The organism is Streptomyces sp. NPDC002054, from assembly GCF_040296685.1.
GTDB lineage: Bacteria > Actinomycetota > Actinomycetes > Streptomycetales > Streptomycetaceae > Streptomyces.
Map to the genome: position 1 here is coordinate 235,702 of NZ_JBEOXT010000002.1, position 16,256 is coordinate 251,957.

Genomic DNA, 16,256 nt, shown 5'->3' on the forward strand with positions numbered 1-16,256 from the left:
GGCTTCCTCCGTTCTCTTCCTCGTTGTTGACGTTCCGTATGACAATCGCGCCGCCGCCAGACGCTAGATCGCACGGACCGAGGAGTCCATGGAAGGTGAGGATGATTCACGAAGGCGCAACAGTTGATCAACTAACGTTGCGTCAGGGGTTGAGGGCGGCCACCACCTTGGCCGTGGCCGCAAGGCCGTCGTGGATGGTCGCGGCCATGCTGCTGCTCGCCAGGTAGAAGCCGAGCAGCATGCAGACCAGGGCGTGCGAGAACTTGAGACCGCCGCTGCGCAGGAAGATCCACGCGAGGATCAGCAGCAGCAGGATCGCGGAGAGGGAAATCGCCATCGAAAACCTCCTTGTGCCGCGTCATCGTGGCGCAGCGGGAGGTCCGGATGGGTCCATGACGTGTCCGCCGTACGGGTGTTGACGGTCCGTGACGGGCGTTCAGCCCTTGACGATCTCGTTCCACCGGGTCGTACGGTCACACCAGCGGTCCAGCAGGACGGGGTCGTGGCCGACCGCGAGCAGCCCGGCCCCGGTCTCGGCCCGGTACTCCTCGACGACGCCGACCAGTGCGGCGGTGGTGGAGGCGTCCAGCATCGCGGTCATCTCGTCGCAGACCAGCCAGCGCGGACGCAGCACCAAGGCGCGGGCCAGGCAGGCGCGTTGCAGCTGGCCGTCGCTGACCTCGTGGGGGCGGCGGGTGAGCAGGTCCGCGCCGAGCCCGACCCGCGCGGCCAGGTCGGCGGTGGTACGGGCGAGGCCGGTGCGGCGGCCGGTGGCGCGCAGCGGTTCGGCGATGATCTCGTGCAGCCGCAGCCGGGGGTCGGCGGCCAGCCGGGGCTGCTGGAAGACCACGCCGACGGCGGTGCGCAGCGCCCGGGGTGCGCGGTGGCGGTAGCCGGTGACGGTGGTGCCGTCGAGAACGAGGGTGCCGCGGTCGGGGCGGTGCAGCAGGGCGGCGACCCGGGCGAGGGTGGACTTGCCGCAGCCGCTGGGGCCGAGCAGGCCGAGGGCTTCGCCGGGCCGCAGGGTCAGGTGCGCGTCGCGGACCACGGGCGGGCCGGGTGCGTAGCCGGCGGTGATGCCGTGCAGCTCAAGCATGATGGCAGGCCACTCCGTCGGTGAGGGTGGGGCGTACCTCGCAGACCGCGTCGGCGCGCGGGCAGCGGGCGGCGAAGGCGCAGCCAGGAGGGAGGGCGCCGAGTTCGGGCGGGGAGCCGGGGATGGGGGTGAAGGCGCGCTCGGGGAGGGCGGCGAGCAGTCCGCGGGCGTAGGGGTGGCGGGGCCCGGGGTCGCCGAAGAAGCGTGCGGCGGGGGCGTGTTCGACGATCCGGCCGGCGTACATGACGGCCACGGTGTCGGCGATCCGCTCGGCGGCGGCCAGATCGTGCGTGATCATCAACAGAGCCCGGCCGGCTTCCCGGGTGTGCGCGCGGAGCTCGTCCACCGTACGGTCGACCAGGTCCCGGTCCAGGCCGGTGGTCGGCTCGTCGGCGAGCAGCAGGGGGGCGCCGCCGACCAGGGCGAGGGCATTGGCGGCACGCTGGGCGAGCCCGCCGGACAGCTCGTGCGGATACCGGTCGAGATGCCCCACAGGAAACGCAGCCCGCCCGGCGGCAGCTTCGGCAGCCTTCCGCAACCACACCTTCCGCCGGCCCCGGCCGCCAGGCCGGTCGCCGCCGGCACCCTCCGGCCGGTCCGTGCCCGTCGCCCCGGGACGGGGGCGGGACAGCTCGCGGATCGTTTCCTCCAGGTGGGCGCGGACGGTGCGGACCGGGGTGAGATGGGCGGCCGGGCTCTGCGGGACCAGGCCGACGCGGCGGCCCCGTACGGTACGGGCGAGGGTCCGCTCGTCGGCGGCGAGCAGGTCGAGCCCGTCGGCCAGCCGGGCCGAGCCGGCGGTCTCCGCGTTGCCGGGCAGCAGCCCGAGCAGGGCGGAGGCGAGCACCGACTTGCCGCAGCCGGACTCCCCGACGAGGGCCAGGCACTCCCCCTCGGCGAGCCGGAACGAGGCGTCGCTGACGGCCGCGACCCGGCCGCCGCCGCGCATCCGGAACCGGACCGAGAGCCGGTCCACGGTAAGCACGGGCCGGCCGGGGACCGGCAGCCCGTTGGGCGCCGCCCCGGCCATCTGCAACCCGGCCCCGCCGGCCGCCCCGGCCGGGACAGCGCCAGACCTGTAGCCGGTCCCGCTGGACGCGACAGCGGCGGCATCGGCACCGGCAGACACGGCAGCGCAGCCGCCCACCGCACCGGCAGGCACCACGGCCGCACCGGCACCGGCAGGCACGGCGGCGCAGCCGCCCACCGCACCGGCAGTCACGGCGGCGCAGCCGCCCACGGCACCGGCGGGCACGGCGGCAGCGCCGCCCACGGCGGCGGGAGGCACGGCGGCGGACGGACCGGAGGTCATAGCATCAGCTCCGAGCGGCGGCGGGGGTTCAGGCGGTCGCGCCAGGCGCCCGCCAGGCCCGCGAGGGCGAGGGTGGGGACGATCAGGCAGAGGCCCGGGAACAGGGTCGGCCACCAGTCGCCCGCCAGGAGGGAACCCCGGCCGCTCTGCACGAGCGTGCCCAGGCTGGCCTGGTGGGACGGGAGGCCGAGGCTCAGGAAGGACAGCGCCGACTCGTGCCACATCGCGTGCGGAACCATCAGCACCGCGGCGAGCCCCGCCTGCGGAAGGACCCCCGGGATCAGGTGCCGGACGGTGATCCGCCACCGTGACGCACCGCCGGAGACCGCCGCGTCGATGAACGGCCGGGACCGCAGCGAGAGCACTTCCGCCCGCACGATCCGGGCCGTGGACAGCCAGTGGGTGAGGGCCACGGAGACCACCACCGGCCACACCCCGGGCCGGAACAGGGCCACGATGAAGACGCCCAGCAGCAGGTGCGGGACGGACGACAGGGCGTCGACCACCCGCATCACGAGCCGGTCCGTCCAGCCGCCGAGCGCCGCCGCCACCGCGCCCACCGCGGTGCCGATGACGGTGGCGACCAGGGCCGCGACCAGCCCGACCAGCAGCGAGACCCGCAGCCCGTAGACGCAGCGCAGCAGCAGGTCCCGGCCGAGGTCGTCGGTGCCGAACGGGTGCGCCCAGGACGGCGGCAGGAGTCTCGCGGAGAGGTCCACGGCCTGCTGGTCGAGCCGGACCAGCGGCGGCACCAGCAGGACCGCGAGCACGATCACCCCCACCAGGATGGCGGAGCTGCGCACCCGCAGGGTCCGAGTGGACCGCCGGGGCCGGCCCCGGCGCCCCGCCGCCCGCCACACCGGCCCGGCACCGCCGCTGCCGGCCGGCTCAGCCATCGAAGCCCACCCTCGGGTCGGCCAGTCCGTAGAGCAGGTCGGACAGCAGGTTGCCGGCCAGTACGGCGGCGGTGGCCAGCACCGTCAGCGCCGCGAGCAGCGGGAAGTCCACGGCGGTGGCGGCCTGTACGGTCGCGGCGGCGATGCCCGGCCAGCTGAACACGGTCTCCACGAGCAGCGCCCCGGTGATGAGTTCGGGGACCCGGGAGCCGATCAGGGTCAGCATCGGCAGCAGGCCGGCCCGCAGCCCGTGGCCGAGCAGGACCGTCCGCCCGGCCAGGCCGCGGGCGCGGGCGCCTCGGACCGGGTCCTCCGCCAGCGCGTCGGCCACGCCCTGCCGGACGTACAGGAAGAACCAGGGGAGCTGGGAGACGCCCAGGACCAGCGCGGGCAGCACCAGATGGGTGGCGACCTGGTCGAAGGTGACGGTGTCGCTGGCGGCGTCGGTGAGCCCGCCGGAGGGCAGCACGCCGAGGCGGACGGAGAAAAACCAGATGGCGAGCAGCCCCAGCCAGAAGGCCGGGGCGGCCTCCAGGGTGTAGGCCAACGAGGTGGCGCAGCGGTCGAGCGCGCCGCCGGGCCGGCGGGCGGCCAGCACCCCGAGCGCGGTGCCGAGCAGCACGGCCAGCGCAAAGGCGGTCGCGGCCAGCAGCGCCGACCAGCCGACCCGTTCGGCGATGGCGTCGGCGACGGGCTGCCGCAGGACGGCGGAGTCGCCGAGGTCGCCGGTGAGGGCCGCGGTCAGCCAGTCCCACCAGCGGGTAACCAGCGGCCGGTCCACGCCGAGGTTGGCCCGGAGCTGGTCGAGCTCGGCCTGGGAGGCGGTGAGTCCGGCGGTGCCGGCGTACGCCTTGACCGGGTCGAAGGGGGAGAGCGCGGCGACCGCGAACACCGCGAAGGTGACGGCGAGCAGCACGGGTGCGGCGAACAGGGTCCGCCGCACCGCCATCCGTGCCATGGGCCGCCAGGGCAGCCGGCGGGTCACTTCTTGGGCTTCCAGGCTTCGACGTTCCACCAGGGGCCGGTGCCCAGTCCGTGGTCGTGCGGCTCCACCTGGGTGGACAGTCCGTCCCACCGGTCGTCCACCACGTAGAGGTGGTCGATGTGGGTGAGGAAGACATAGCCCGGGTTCTTCACGAGCTCGCGCTGGACCGTGTCGTACGCGGTCTTGCGCGCGGCCGGGTCCCCGCTCTTGCGGCCCGTCTCCAGGGCCTGGTCCACGGCCGGGTTGGCGTACCGGGCCATGTTGTTGAAGCCGTCGCCGCCGAGCGAGGAGGTGAGCAGCAGGTACTGGTCGAAGTCGGGGTCGGCCGGGGAGCCGCCGCCGGCCAGCACGGCCTCGGTCTTCATCCGCGGCTCGATGACCTCCCAGGTGCCGGCTTGGGTGGTGACCTCGATGCCGGCCTTCTTGGCGTCGGAGGCGAAGGCGAGGGCGTGGTCCTGGCGGATCTTGTCGCCGGAGGTGTACCAGAGGGGGAAGGCGGCGCGGATGCCGTCCTTGACCCGGATGCCGTCCTCGCCGGGCTTCCAGCCCGCTTCGTCGAGGATCGCGCGGGCCTTCGCCAGGTCGTGGGTGCGCTCGGTGCCGGCGGTGAACCAGGGGCTGCCGGTCGGGACCGGGCCGTAGGCGGGCTTGCCGGCTCCTTCGAGGAGCTTGTCGACCATGGCCTTGCGGTCCACGGCGATGTCCAGGGCCCGGCGGACCGCGAGGTCGCCGGTGACCTGGTGGTGGGTGGGCAGGGTCACATTGCGGTAGTCGTAGGAGGTGGCGGCGTGGATCTTCCGCCGGGTGTCCTTCTCGAAGCCCTTGGCCAGGTTCGGCGGCAGGACGGCGGCGTCGAGCTCGCCCGACCGGAGCCGGGTGGCGCGGACGTCGTCGTCCTTGATGACGGCCATGGTGAACTTCTTCACCGCGGGCTCGCCGCCCCAGTAGGAGGGGTTGGCCCGGAAGCTGAGCTTTTCGCCCTTGGACCAGCCGGTGAGCAGGTAGGGGCCGGTGCCGACCGGCTTGGTCGTGAACTCTCCGCTGTTGACGTCCTGGCGGCCCGCGATGTGTTCGGGGACGATCGGCAGCACGGTCCGCTCGGCGAACGGCGCGTAGGGGTACTTGAGGGTGAAGACGACGCCGTCCGTGCCCTGGGCCTCGACGGCCGCGAGGGCGTCGAGCTCGCTCCTGGAGGCGTTGTTGGTCTTCGGGTCGAGGATGGTCCGGTAGGTGAAGACGACGTCCTTGGCGGTGAAGGGCGTTCCGTCGCTGAAGGTCACCCCGGGCCGCAGCCGGTAGGTGTAGGTGAGGCCGTCCGCGGAGACCTGCGGGAGCGCCGCGGCGAGCGCGGGCTTCAGCTTCATGTCGGCGTCGTGGGCCAGCAGCCCGTCGAATATCTTCGAGTTGCCGTCCTTGCCGTAGCCGAGCAGCGGGCTCAGGCTCTCCGGCTCGGTGGCGATGCCCACCACCGCCGAGGTCCCGGCGTCCGGGCCGGCGGAACCATCCGCGCTGCCCTCCGACGGCTTCGAACAGGCCGCTGCGCCCGTGATGAGTGCGGCGGCCAGCGTGGTCGCGGCCAGTCCTCGTGCCGTGCGGGCCGTCATGCTGTGCACATCCCTGCTGCAGTTCATTTTCTCTTGCGAATCGGTCGCAATACTGCCAGAAGGGATCAGTGGAAGACGAACCCACTCTTGTCCGGCCACCGCCGCGCATGCCATAAAGGTCCAGACCTTTTATACGGGAGGCGAGGGAGTACCCCGTGCGACGCTCCGCAGTGCCCACCGCGCCCGCCGCGGCCCTCGCCGCACTGCTGTGCGCCCTGGCCGGGACCGGCCTGACCGCCTGCAGCAGTCCGGACACCACACCTCCGGCCGCCCCCGCCGGGCTCACCGCACAGGCGGGCAGCGCCAGTTCGGTCCACGTCATGTGGGAGGCGGCGGACGGCCGGGAGGGGGTCACCGGCTACCGGGTGTTCCAGGGCGACCGCATGGTCCGCGAGCTGCCCGCCGAGAAGACCATGACCGATGTCACCGGGCTGAGCCCGCAGACCCGGTACGCCTTCACCGTACGGGCCCTGGACGCGGCCGGGAACCTCTCCCCGGCCGGGCCGCAGGCGGAGGTCACCACCCCGGCCGCCCGGGCCGAGGACCGGCAGGCCCCGACCGCCCCGGCCCGCGCCGCCGGCAGCCCGGCGGGCCCCCGGGAGGCCCGGCTGTCCTGGTCGGCGGCCACCGACGAGGCGGGCGTCACGGCGTACGACGTGTACCAGGGCGGGGTCCGCATCCACACGGTGGCGGGCACCGAGACGGGCACCCGGCTCACCGGGCTGCGGCCGGACACCGTCTACACCTTCACCGTGCGGGCCCGGGACGGCGCGGACAACTCCTCCCCCGACAGCCCCCCGGTGGACATCACCACCGAGCCCGCTGACGGCGAGGGCCCGAGCACCTCCCCCGGCGATTTCACCGCCACCGCCTCCCCCGGCACGGTGACCCTCTCCTGGACCCCGCCGGACACCGGCCGGGAGACCCGCGAGTACGAGCTGCACGTGGACGGACGGGCCACCACGGTGATCCAGTTCGGCGCCGGCGCGGTCCCCACCGGGCGGGCCGAGCACCGGCTGACGGTGGCCGAACCGGCCGGCACCGAGTGGCGGGTGAAACTGCGCGCCCGGCTGCCCGACGGCAGCTGGGGCGCCTTCTCCGCCGAACGCCGGGTCACCCTCACCCCGTGACCGCGACCGCGACCACGACCGCCCCATCTCGGCCAAGATCAGCACGGAACTGCCATCCGGCAGACGAAGACCACACACAATGCAGCCATGTCCGGCACACATGCGATCAACAGCGGTCAGGCGGGCGACTCCGGCGGCGGTTCTGAGCCAGAATCTGACGCCGTGCCGGGAAATCTGCCGCCGGAGTCGGCGAGTTTCGTCGGCCGAGTTCGTGAACTCGGTCTGCTCGATGCCCTGTTGCGTGAGCGCAGGCTGATCACCGTGACCGGCGTGGGCGGCGTCGGCAAATCACGGCTGGCCCTGCGCGCCGTCCGCGACCTCGCCCGGCCCCGAAGACCCGCCCACCGCGACGGCGTCTGGTGGGTGGAGCTCTCCCCGCTGCGCGATCCGGAGCTGCTGACCGCGACCGTGGCCCACGCCCTCGGCCTCGCGGTGCAGTCCACCCGCTCCCTGGACGAGGAGCTCTGCTCCTGGATGGCGGACAAGGAACTGCTGCTCGTCCTCGACACCTGCGAGCACCTGGTCGCCGCCTCCCGCCACCTGGTCGGCGAACTCCTCCAGACCGCACCCGGGCTGACGGTCCTGACCACCACCCGCGAACCGCTCGGCTGCCCCGGCGAGGCCCTCCTCGAACTCTGCCCGCTGCCCGCCGACGGACCCGACAGCGACGCCCTCACGCTGTTCCGGGAACGGGCCCTGACCGCCACCGCGCGGGCCACGGGCCTGTTCGCCGACCCCGGCCGGGCCGCCCTCGCGGCCGAGGTCTGCCGCCGGCTCGACGGGATCCCGCTCGCCCTGGAACTGGCCGGGGCCCGGCTGCGGCGGTGGAGCCTGGAGGAGCTCGCGCAGAAGCTCGACCTCCGCTTCGAGATCCCCTCCGATGCCCCCGCTCCGCTGCTGCCCCGGCACCAGACCCTGCGCACGGCCATCGGCTGGAGCCACGAACTGTGCGCGCCGGTGGAACGGCTGCTGTGGGCCCGGCTCTCGGTGTTCGCCGGGGACTTCGACCTGGCCGCGGCCCGGGCGGTCTGCGCCGGCGGGCCGCTGCCGGCCGGCCGGGTGGAACAGGTGCTGGCCTCGCTCGTCGCCAAATCGGTGGTCCGGCAGTCCGGCACCGCCGGCGCGTACGGGACGGGCACCCGGTACCTCATGCTCGACACCCTCCGCGAGTACGGGCACGACTGGCTGGCCGAGCTGGGCGAGGTACGCACCCTCGCCGACCGGCACGCCCACTGGTACGCCCAGCTCGCGCAGGCCGCGGACACCGGCTGGCTGGGCCCCGGCCAGCTGGACTGGCACCGCCGGATGACCGCCGACCTCATGCAGCTGCGCACCGCCCTGGAGCATCTGCTGGGCACCGACCCGGCAGCCGCCCTGGAGATGGCGGGAGCCCTCTGGTTCCTCTGGTTCTGCTGCGGGTACGGGCACGAGGGCCGGACCTACCTGGAGCGGGCCCTGCGGACGGCCCCGCCGACCGGTGCGGCGTACACCCAGGGGCTGTGGGCGCTCGGGCTGATCTGCCTCATCCAGGGAGACCTGGCCACGGCGCGGGCGTACGGCGAGCAGTGCACGGAGGCCGCGGCCCGGCTGGCCGATCCGGAGCGCGAGCTGCGGGCGGCGTACCTGCTGGCGGCGGCGGTGCTGATGCCCGGCGCACCGAAGCAGGCGCTGCAGCTGTCGGGCCCACAGGCCCGGGGGGCGATCGGCGGCCGGTCGAGCGGGCCGGGCTGGCTGCTGTGCCGGCTGGCGGCCTCGTACGCCCTGTGCGACCTCGGCCGGTTCGAGGAGGCGGTGGAGGAGGCCACCGGGCTGCGGGAGGCCTGCGCGGAGCTCGGCGAGCGCTGGCTGCGGGCCTATGCGGACTACATGCTGGCCATGGCGGCGCTGCGGCTGGGGCAGCCGGACGAGGCGGCCCGGCACGTGCGGGCCATGCTCTCGGGCAAACGGCTGCTGGGCGACCGGTTCGGCATCGCGCTGGGCCTGGACCTGCTGGCCGCCGCGGTCGCCGCACAGGGCGACGGGGAGCTCGCGGCCCGGCTGCTGGGCAACGGCCACGCCTGGTGGCGGACGGTGGGCCGGCCGCAGATGGGCTCGCCCTCGCTCACGGCCGTCCGGGACGCGGGCGAACGGCAGGCCCGTGCGGCGATCGGCGACGCGGCGTACGAGATCGCCTTCCGCGGCGGCGCCCAGGTGCCCACCGGCTGACCGCCGCCCGGACCCGGCATCAGTACGGGAGCGGTCTTCCCGACGGGGTGCGCAGGTCCAGGTCTCGGGGGGCCGGCTTGGGAACGGGCTTGCGGATCAGCTGCTGACGCATGGGCGCCTCCTCGCTCAGACCAGGGCCGGGGCCGGCCGGTTCGGTTCCACCGTGCGGCCGTCGGGGAGCAGCTCGCCGGTGTCGTCGAAGACGACGGCACCGTTGCAGAGCAGGCTCCAGCCCTGTTCGGGGCGGGAAGCGACGACGCAGGCTGCTTCACGGTCGGCACTGTCGGCGCTGGGGCAGGGGGGCTGGTGGGAGCACATGGCGCACCTCCTCGCAGTGTGGGGCGGAGGGCCGGTGGTCACCCGGTCGATTCCGCGATCCACGGTGGCGAGGAGCATTACAGATCACTGCCCCCGGGCGGAACCCATATTGGGGGTCCAGTTCGGCGCGCTGCTGTCCGATTACGATGCGTTCATGCCCGCCATCCGGATTGTCCGACGCAGTGCGCTCCCGCCGGCCGAGGCCTTCAGGCGCCTCACGGACTGGGAACGGCACGGCGCACAGGTCCCCCTGACGAAAACCGTTGTCGATACGGCGCCGCCCACCGGGGTCGGAACCCGCTTCACGGCGCGCACCGGGGTGGGAAGGCTCACACTCGACGACCGGATGGAAATCGTCCGCTGGCAGCCCCCGGCACCGGACCGGAGGACGGCTCTGGTCCGGCTGGAGAAACGCGGCCGGGCGGTCCGCGGCTGGGCGGAGATCGAGATCGCCGCACTGCCGGCCGGGGGCAGCGAGATCCGGTGGCGGGAGGACCTCCGCCTGACGGGCCTCCCCCGCTTCCTGGACCCCACCGTGGCGGCGGTGGGGCACCTCCTCTTCTCCCGCGCCCTGGACCGGCTGCTAGCGGATCGGCATGCCTGACAGGGTGCGGGCGATCACCAGGCGCTGGATCTCGCTGGTCCCCTCGAAGATCGTGTAGATCGCGCTGTCCCGGTGCATCCGCTCCACCGGGTACTCCCGGGTGAAGCCGTTGCCGCCGAGGATCTGCACGGCCTGCGCGGTGACCTTCTTGGCCATCTCGCTCGCGAACAGCTTCGACATGGAGCCCTCCGCCGAGGTGAACGGCTTGCCCGCGACGGCCATCCAGGAGGCCCGCCACACCAGCAGCCGGGCCGCGTCGATCTGGGTCCGCATGTCGGCCAGCTGGAAGGCCACGCCCTGGTTGTCGATGATGGGGCGGCCGAACTGGGTGCGGGTCTTGGCGTAGTCCAGGGCCACCTCGTACGCGGCGCGGGCGGTGCCCACCGCCATGGCGCCGACCGCGGGGCGGGAGGCCTCGAAGGTGGCCATGGCGGCGTTCTTCACCCTCTCGCCGCCGCCCTGCGCGGCCCGCTCACGGGCCCGGGCGAGCCGCTCGTCCAGCTTCTCCTTGCCGCCGAGCAGGCAGGAGCCGGGCACCCGGACGTCCTCCAGCACCACCTCGGCGGTGTGCGAGGCGCGGATGCCGTGCTTCTGGAACTTCTGGCCCTGGGACAGGCCGGGGGTGTTCGGCGGCACGATGAAGGAGGCGTGCCCCTTCGTCCCCAGCTCCGGGTCGACGACGGCCACGACGATGTGGACGTTGGCGATACCGCCGTTGGTCGCCCAGGTCTTGGTGCCGTTGAGCACCCACTCGTCCTTGGCCTGGTCGTAGACGGCGCGGGTCCGCATGGACCCGACGTCCGATCCCGCGTCCGGCTCGGAGGAGCAGAAGGCGGCGACCTTGACGTCGTCGGGGGTCCCGTACATCTGCGGGATCCAGGTGCCGATCTGCTCCTCGGTGCCGTTGGCGACGACGCCGATGGCCGCCAGGCCGGTGCCGACGATCGACAGGGCGATGCCGGCGTCACCCCAGAACAGCTCTTCCATGGCCATCGGGATGCCGAGGCCGGTGGGGTCGAAGAACTGCTGCGCGTAGAAATCGAGGGAGTAGATGCCGACCTTGGCGGCCTCCTGGATGACCGGCCAGGGCGTCTCCTCGCGCTCGTCCCACTCCGCGGCAGCCGGGCGGATGACATCGGCGGCGAAGCCGTGAATCCACTCCTGGACCTGCTTCTGGTCCTCGTTCAGCTCCATGGTGAACTCCGCCATGTCCCCTCCAGCTATGCTTGCTACAACACGTGCGTTACCTGCGGTAACCACCGCAGCGGCCCCAGTGTGTTACTCACGAGTAGCCACTGTCAACAACGACAGCACCAACGACAGGTCGACGGCCTCCCATCCGCTCCGCGAGCTGCTGCGGGGTCGCAGAGTGTTACGTTGCGTGGGCGTCACGCACATCGCAAGGGCGGGGAGAGAACACGTCATGGAGACCACGCAGCAGGCCGACCGGCAGCCGGGGGCGGCCGAACGCCGCCGGCGCGAGCTGCTCGAAGCGGCCGACCGGGTCGTGCTGCGCGACGGCCCGAAGGCTTCCATGAACGCCATCGCGGCCGAGGCCGGCATCACCAAGCCGATCCTCTACCGGCACTTCGGCGACAAGGCGGGCCTCTACCAGGCCCTCGCCACGCGCCACACGGACGCCCTGCTGGACTCGCTGCGGGCCGCGCTGGACGCGCCGGCCGAGCGGCGCAGCCGGGTGGAGGCCACCCTCGACACGTACCTCGCCGCGATCGAGGCACGGCCGCAGGTGTACCGCTTCCTGATGCACCCGGCCGAGGACTCGCACACCGCCGAGCGCGGCTTCGACGTGGGCCTGCACTCGGCCCCGCTGCTGCGCCGGCTCGGCGAGGAGCTCGCCAAGGTGATCGAGGAGCGGGTGGACCTGGGCCCCGGCGGCGAACAGCTGGCCCGGATCTGGGGCCACGGCATCGTCGGCATGATGCACGCGGCCGGCGACTGGTGGCTAGGCGAACGCCCCTGCCCCCGCGAAACCCTGGTCATCGGCCTGACGGACCTCCTCTGGGGCCGCCTGTCCACAGCCGGCAACCGCACGGACGGCCCCGGCTTCTGACCCCGCGGGGCGGGGCCCAGGGACGGCGCAGCCCCCGCCCGGGGTCCGGGGCGAAGCCCCCCACGCGGCGGAGCCGCATATCAGGTACTGCGGGGAGGGGCGGGGTGGGGGAATGGCCCCGCGCAGCGGGTCCGGTCAGCCGGACCAGGGCGCCCGGCGGATGGCCCGCTCCAGGCGCCGCCGCCGAAGGCCCGCCACCCGGTCCCGGTACACCACACCGTCCAGGTGATCGCACTCGTGCTGCAGGCACCGCCCGAAGAACCCCGTACCCTCCACCCGTACGGGCCGCCCGTCCGCGGTGACCCCCTCGACCACGGCCCGGTCGAACCGCACCGTCCCCGCCTCCAGCCCCGGCAGGGACAGGCACCCCTCCGGCCCCCGGAGCTCCACCCCGTCCGCCTCCACCAACCGCGGATTGACGATGTGCCCGATGTGACGTTCGTCCTCGTCGTCGGGGCAGTCGTACACGAACACCCGCCGGGCCACCCCGATCTGGTTGGCGGCCAGCCCGACGCCCTGCGCCGCGTACATCGTCGCGAACATGTCCTCGATCAGCCGGTCGAGCTCCGGCCCGAATTCGGTGACCTCGGCGCACGCCGAGTGGAGCACCGGATCGCCGAGCAGGCTCATGGTGCGGACGAGGCCGGACGTACCGGGAATGGGGCGCTGTCGCATGGCGGTAAGGGTACGTCGGGCGAATATATGAGGAGATCCGCGACGTCACAGCGGCGCCGCGGTCAGGGCTCCGGCCGGTTCTGGATAGGCTGGGGCCGGACCGACGCAAGGAGGAACTGGGACGATGGCAGGCAACACAGAGCCGCTTTCGCCGCGGGCCAAGCTGGCCGTGACGGCGGGCAAGGCCGCGGCGGCGGTGTCGCGGGCCGCGGGGCGCGGAAGCGGATCGGTGATCGGGGGCAAGGTCGCACTCAAGCTCGACCCCGATCTTCTGGGCGCGCTGGCGCAGCACCTCGATGTCGTCCTCGTGTCGGCGACGAACGGCAAGACCACGACGACCCGGCTGATCGCGGAGGCCCTGCGGGCCAGCGGCCCGGTCGTCTCCAACGCGCTCGGCGCGAACATGCCCGCGGGCATCACCTCCGCCCTGGCGGGCGGCAGCGACGCCAAGTACGGCGTCATCGAGGTGGACGAGAAGTACCTGGCCGGGGTGGCCCGCGATGTCACGCCGAAGGCGATCGCGCTGCTGAATCTCTCCCGCGACCAGCTGGACCGCGCGGCCGAGACCCGGATGCTCGCCGAGAAGTGGCGGGAGGGCCTGTCCGGCTCCAAGGCGGTCATCGTCGCGAACTGCGACGACCCGCTGATCGTGTGGGCGGCCTCGTCCTCGCAGAACGTGGTGTGGGTGGCCGCCGGCCAGGAGTGGAAGGACGACGCCTGGTCGTGCCCCTCCTGCGGCGGTGTGATGCAGCGCCCGGGCGACGACTGGTTCTGCGGCGAGTGCGGCTTCCGCCGCCCCATGCCGAGCTGGGCGCTCTCCGGCGACCATGTGCTCGACCCGCACGGCAGCGCCTGGCCGATCCACCTCCAGCTGCCCGGCCGCGCCAACAAGGCGAACGCCGCGACCTCGGCGGCCGTGGCCGCCGTGTTCGGTGTGCCGCCGCAGGTCGCGCTGGAGCGCATGTACCAGGTGCAGGCGGTGGCCGGCCGGTACGACGTGGTGACCTTCCAGAACCGGCAGCTGCGGCTGCTGCTCGCGAAGAACCCGGCGGGCTGGCTCGAAACGTTTTCCCTGATCGATCCGCCGCCCACGCCGGTGATCCTCTCGGTCAACGCGCGCGGCGCCGACGGCACCGACACCTCCTGGCTGTGGGACGTGGACTACCCGCGGCTGGCCGGGCACCCGATCTTTGTGATCGGTGACCGCAAGCTGGACCTGGCGGTCCGCCTGGAGGTCGCCGGCCTGGACTTCCGGGTCTGCGAGACCCTCGACGAGGCCGTGCAGCTGGCGCCGCCCGGGCAGATCGAGCTGATCGCCAACTACACCGCCTTCCAGGACGTGCGCCGCCGCGTCGGCAACTAGTACCCATCCATAAGGACAACAGCATGAGCGACAACAGCCTGCGTCTGGTGTGGGTCTACCCGGACCTGCTGAGCACGTACGGAGACCAGGGCAACGCCCTGGTCGTGGAGCGCCGGGCCCGCCAGCGCGGCCTGGACGTCCAGCGCCTGGACGTCCGCAGCGACCAGCCGATCCCCACCTCCGGGGACATCTACCTGATCGGCGGCGGCGAGGACCGGCCGCAGCGGCTGGCCGCGGAGCGGCTGCTGCGGGACGGCGGCCTGGAGCGCGCCGTGTCGAACGGGGCGATCGTCTTCTCGGTCTGCGCCGGGTACCAGATCCTCGGCCAGGAGTTCGTCAACGACATGGGCGAGCGCCAGGCGGGCCTCGGCCTGCTGGACGTGGTGACCGTGCGCGGCGAGGGCGAGCGGTGCGTCGGCGACGTCCTCGCCGACATCGACCCGCGCCTGAACCTGCCCCAGCTGACCGGGTTCGAGAACCACCAGGGCGTGACGCACCTGGGCCCGACCGCACGGCCCTTCGCCCGGACCCGGCTGGGCCGCGGCAACGGCACCGGGGACGGCACCGAAGGCGCGTACAACGACACCGTGTTCGGCACCTACATGCACGGCCCGGTGATGGCCCGCAACCCGCAGATCGCGGACCTGCTGCTGAAGCTGGCCCTCGATGTGAACGCGCTGCCGCCGATCGACGACCGGTGGTACGAGGCGCTGCGCGCCGAGCGTATTGCGGCTGCCACCCAGCCCGCCTGAGCGTGACCCAGCGCGTCTGAGCACCGGCCCGGTCCCCTGTGGGGGCCGGGCCGGTGTCATTTCGTACGACGGATACGACCGGCCTGTGGACGATGGTTCAGCCCACCGCCCATCCGCTTGTAGGGTGACAGGTAGTTCCAACCGGACGACGTGGTCCGGTCGTCGGCCCACGTTGCAGAGGTTCTTCCTGCCATGCGCATTGGTGTGCTCACTTCCGGAGGCGACTGCCCCGGCCTCAACGCCGTCATCCGTTCCGTCGTGCACCGCGCCGTCGTCGACCACGGCGACGAGGTCATCGGCTTCCACGACGGCTGGAAGGGCCTGCTGGAGGCCGACTACCGCAAGCTGGACCTGGACTCCGTCTCCGGCATCCTGGCCGCGGGCGGCACCATCCTCGGCTCCTCCCGGGTGCAGCCCGCCCATCTGCGGGACGGGGTCGAGCGGGCCCGCGGACATGTCGCCGACCTGGGCCTGGACGCCATCATCCCGATCGGCGGCGAGGGCACCCTGAAGGCCGCCCACCTGCTCTCCCAGGGCGGGCTGCCGATCGTCGGCGTCCCGAAGACCATCGACAACGACATCGCCTCCACCGATGTCACCTTCGGTTTCGACACGGCCGTGGGCGTGGCCACCGAGGCCCTGGACCGGCTGAAGACCACCGCCGAATCGCACCAGCGGGTGATGGTGGTCGAGGTGATGGGCCGGCACACCGGCTGGATCGCCCTGCACTCCGGCATGGCCGCCGGCGCGCACGCCATCGTCGTGCCCGAGCGCCCCTTCGACATCGAGGAGCTGACCCGGATCGTCGGCGAGCGCTTCTCGGCCGGCAAGCGCTTCGCCATCGTGGTGGTCGCCGAGGGTGCCAAGCCGCGCGAGGGCTCGATGGAGTTCGAGGACGGCGGCAAGGACATCTACGGCCACGAGCGGTTCGCCGGCATCGGCAACCGGCTGGCGGTCGAGCTGGAGGCCCGGCTCGGCAAGGAGGCCCGTCCGGTCATCCTGGGCCACGTCCAGCGCGGCGGCACCCCCACCGCCTACGACCGGGTGCTCGCCACCCGGTTCGGCTGGCACGCGGTGGAGGCCGCACACCGGGGCGAGTTCGGCATGCTGACCGCCCTGCGCGGCACGGACATCGTGATGGTGCCGCTCGGTGAGGCGGTCCAGACCCTGAAGACGGTGCCGGCCGAGCGGTACGCCGAGGCCCAGAACGTCCTCTGATGTCCCGATGCCGCCCCCGGCCGCAGG

General features: G+C 73.1%; 16 protein-coding genes. 7 read left to right on the forward strand and 9 right to left on the reverse strand.

From position 1 onward, the window contains the following. Window positions 1–142: 142 nt before the first annotated feature. From ABT123_RS02645 to ABT123_RS02670, 6 genes are all read right to left on the reverse strand, one after another. Window positions 143–337, reverse strand: a complete 195-nt coding sequence (locus ABT123_RS02645) for a hypothetical protein (RefSeq protein ID WP_351308679.1) — start codon at window positions 335–337, stop codon at window positions 143–145. A gap of 99 nt (window positions 338–436) precedes the next feature. Further along, complete coding sequence (locus ABT123_RS02650; protein WP_351308681.1) at window positions 437–1,096, reverse strand: ABC transporter ATP-binding protein; 660 nt, start codon at window positions 1,094–1,096, stop codon at window positions 437–439. Next, window positions 1,089–2,126: an ABC transporter ATP-binding protein gene (locus ABT123_RS02655; RefSeq protein WP_351309025.1), complete on the reverse strand. Its 1,038-nt coding sequence runs from the start codon at window positions 2,124–2,126 to the stop codon at window positions 1,089–1,091. The genes ABT123_RS02650 and ABT123_RS02655 overlap by 8 nt, the downstream gene beginning before the upstream one ends. 278 nt (window positions 2,127–2,404) lie before the next feature. Continuing rightward, window positions 2,405–3,304 carry an ABC transporter permease gene (locus ABT123_RS02660; RefSeq protein WP_351308684.1) on the reverse strand — a complete coding sequence of 300 codons (900 nt, stop codon included), beginning with the start codon at window positions 3,302–3,304 and terminating at the stop codon, window positions 2,405–2,407. Beyond that, entirely contained in the window at window positions 3,297–4,262 is a 966-nt protein-coding gene (locus ABT123_RS02665) for an ABC transporter permease (RefSeq protein WP_351308687.1), read from the reverse strand. The genes ABT123_RS02660 and ABT123_RS02665 overlap by 8 nt, the downstream gene beginning before the upstream one ends. 23 nt (window positions 4,263–4,285) lie before the next feature. Then, on the reverse strand, window positions 4,286–5,893 hold the full coding sequence (locus tag ABT123_RS02670; protein WP_351308689.1) for an ABC transporter substrate-binding protein: 1,608 nt from the start codon (window positions 5,891–5,893) through the stop codon (window positions 4,286–4,288). A 155-nt stretch (window positions 5,894–6,048) separates the two neighbouring features. Between ABT123_RS02670 and ABT123_RS02675 the strand changes: the two genes are divergently transcribed. Both ABT123_RS02675 and ABT123_RS02680 read left to right on the forward strand, forming a co-directional pair. Further along, window positions 6,049–7,023 carry a fibronectin type III domain-containing protein gene (locus ABT123_RS02675; RefSeq protein ID WP_351308692.1) on the forward strand — a complete coding sequence of 325 codons (975 nt, stop codon included), beginning with the start codon at window positions 6,049–6,051 and terminating at the stop codon, window positions 7,021–7,023. A gap of 87 nt (window positions 7,024–7,110) precedes the next feature. Further along, complete coding sequence (locus tag ABT123_RS02680) at window positions 7,111–9,228, forward strand: ATP-binding protein (protein ID WP_351308695.1); 2,118 nt, start codon at window positions 7,111–7,113, stop codon at window positions 9,226–9,228. A gap of 126 nt (window positions 9,229–9,354) precedes the next feature. Here the strand turns inward: ABT123_RS02680 and ABT123_RS02685 are convergent, their stop codons facing one another. Continuing rightward, window positions 9,355–9,546 (reverse strand): DUF5999 family protein, encoded by a 192-nt coding sequence (locus ABT123_RS02685; RefSeq protein ID WP_351308698.1) that lies wholly within the window; start codon window positions 9,544–9,546, stop codon window positions 9,355–9,357. Between the two features lie 319 nt (window positions 9,547–9,865). On the opposite strand from ABT123_RS02685, the gene ABT123_RS36700 reads away from it, so the two are divergent. Next, on the forward strand, window positions 9,866–10,150 hold the full coding sequence (locus ABT123_RS36700) for a hypothetical protein (RefSeq protein ID WP_502970839.1): 285 nt from the start codon (window positions 9,866–9,868) through the stop codon (window positions 10,148–10,150). Here the strand turns inward: ABT123_RS36700 and ABT123_RS02695 are convergent. Beyond that, the gene (locus ABT123_RS02695; protein ID WP_150211047.1) at window positions 10,130–11,359 is read right to left on the reverse strand and encodes an acyl-CoA dehydrogenase family protein; all 1,230 of its coding nucleotides are present in this window, start codon (window positions 11,357–11,359) and stop codon (window positions 10,130–10,132) included. The two genes, ABT123_RS36700 and ABT123_RS02695, sit on opposite strands and share 21 nt — an antisense overlap. Window positions 11,360–11,573: 214 nt before the next feature. Between ABT123_RS02695 and ABT123_RS02700 the strand changes: the two genes are divergently transcribed. Beyond that, entirely contained in the window at window positions 11,574–12,221 is a 648-nt protein-coding gene (locus ABT123_RS02700) for a TetR/AcrR family transcriptional regulator (protein ID WP_351308704.1), read from the forward strand. A gap of 135 nt (window positions 12,222–12,356) precedes the next feature. Here the strand turns inward: ABT123_RS02700 and def are convergent, their stop codons facing one another. After that, window positions 12,357–12,896: a peptide deformylase gene (def, locus tag ABT123_RS02705; protein WP_351308707.1), complete on the reverse strand. Its 540-nt coding sequence runs from the start codon at window positions 12,894–12,896 to the stop codon at window positions 12,357–12,359. Between the two features lie 124 nt (window positions 12,897–13,020). Between def and ABT123_RS02710 the strand changes: the two genes are divergently transcribed. From ABT123_RS02710 to ABT123_RS02720, 3 genes are all read left to right on the forward strand, one after another. Then, window positions 13,021–14,259, forward strand: a complete 1,239-nt coding sequence (locus tag ABT123_RS02710; RefSeq protein WP_351308710.1) for a MurT ligase domain-containing protein — start codon at window positions 13,021–13,023, stop codon at window positions 14,257–14,259. Between the two features lie 23 nt (window positions 14,260–14,282). Beyond that, window positions 14,283–15,011 carry a type 1 glutamine amidotransferase gene (locus ABT123_RS02715; RefSeq protein ID WP_351308713.1) on the forward strand — a complete coding sequence of 243 codons (729 nt, stop codon included), beginning with the start codon at window positions 14,283–14,285 and terminating at the stop codon, window positions 15,009–15,011. A gap of 192 nt (window positions 15,012–15,203) precedes the next feature. Then, on the forward strand, window positions 15,204–16,229 hold the full coding sequence (locus ABT123_RS02720) for a 6-phosphofructokinase (RefSeq protein WP_351308716.1): 1,026 nt from the start codon (window positions 15,204–15,206) through the stop codon (window positions 16,227–16,229). Window positions 16,230–16,256: the final 27 nt, after the last annotated feature.

What these genes read in the sequence shown, in the direction of transcription:
- ABT123_RS02645 (WP_351308679.1), bottom strand. Translation starts at nt 337, where the DNA reads ATGGCGATTTCCCTCTCCGCGATCCTGCTGCTGCTGATCCTCGCGTGG.
- ABT123_RS02650 (WP_351308681.1), bottom strand. Translation starts at nt 1,096, where the DNA reads ATGCTTGAGCTGCACGGCATCACCGCCGGCTACGCACCCGGCCCGCCC.
- ABT123_RS02655 (WP_351309025.1), bottom strand. Translation starts at nt 2,126, where the DNA reads ATGGCCGGGGCGGCGCCCAACGGGCTGCCGGTCCCCGGCCGGCCCGTG.
- ABT123_RS02660 (WP_351308684.1), bottom strand. Translation starts at nt 3,304, where the DNA reads ATGGCTGAGCCGGCCGGCAGCGGCGGTGCCGGGCCGGTGTGGCGGGCG.
- ABT123_RS02665 (WP_351308687.1), bottom strand. Translation starts at nt 4,262, where the DNA reads ATGGCACGGATGGCGGTGCGGCGGACCCTGTTCGCCGCACCCGTGCTG.
- ABT123_RS02670 (WP_351308689.1), bottom strand. Translation starts at nt 5,893, where the DNA reads ATGACGGCCCGCACGGCACGAGGACTGGCCGCGACCACGCTGGCCGCC.
- ABT123_RS02680 (WP_351308695.1), top strand. Translation starts at nt 7,111, where the DNA reads ATGTCCGGCACACATGCGATCAACAGCGGTCAGGCGGGCGACTCCGGC.
- ABT123_RS02685 (WP_351308698.1), bottom strand. Translation starts at nt 9,546, where the DNA reads ATGTGCTCCCACCAGCCCCCCTGCCCCAGCGCCGACAGTGCCGACCGT.
- ABT123_RS02695 (WP_150211047.1), bottom strand. Translation starts at nt 11,359, where the DNA reads ATGGCGGAGTTCACCATGGAGCTGAACGAGGACCAGAAGCAGGTCCAG.
- ABT123_RS02700 (WP_351308704.1), top strand. Translation starts at nt 11,574, where the DNA reads ATGGAGACCACGCAGCAGGCCGACCGGCAGCCGGGGGCGGCCGAACGC.
- def (WP_351308707.1), bottom strand. Translation starts at nt 12,896, where the DNA reads ATGCGACAGCGCCCCATTCCCGGTACGTCCGGCCTCGTCCGCACCATG.
- ABT123_RS02710 (WP_351308710.1), top strand. Translation starts at nt 13,021, where the DNA reads ATGGCAGGCAACACAGAGCCGCTTTCGCCGCGGGCCAAGCTGGCCGTG.
- ABT123_RS02715 (WP_351308713.1), top strand. Translation starts at nt 14,283, where the DNA reads ATGAGCGACAACAGCCTGCGTCTGGTGTGGGTCTACCCGGACCTGCTG.
- ABT123_RS02720 (WP_351308716.1), top strand. Translation starts at nt 15,204, where the DNA reads ATGCGCATTGGTGTGCTCACTTCCGGAGGCGACTGCCCCGGCCTCAAC.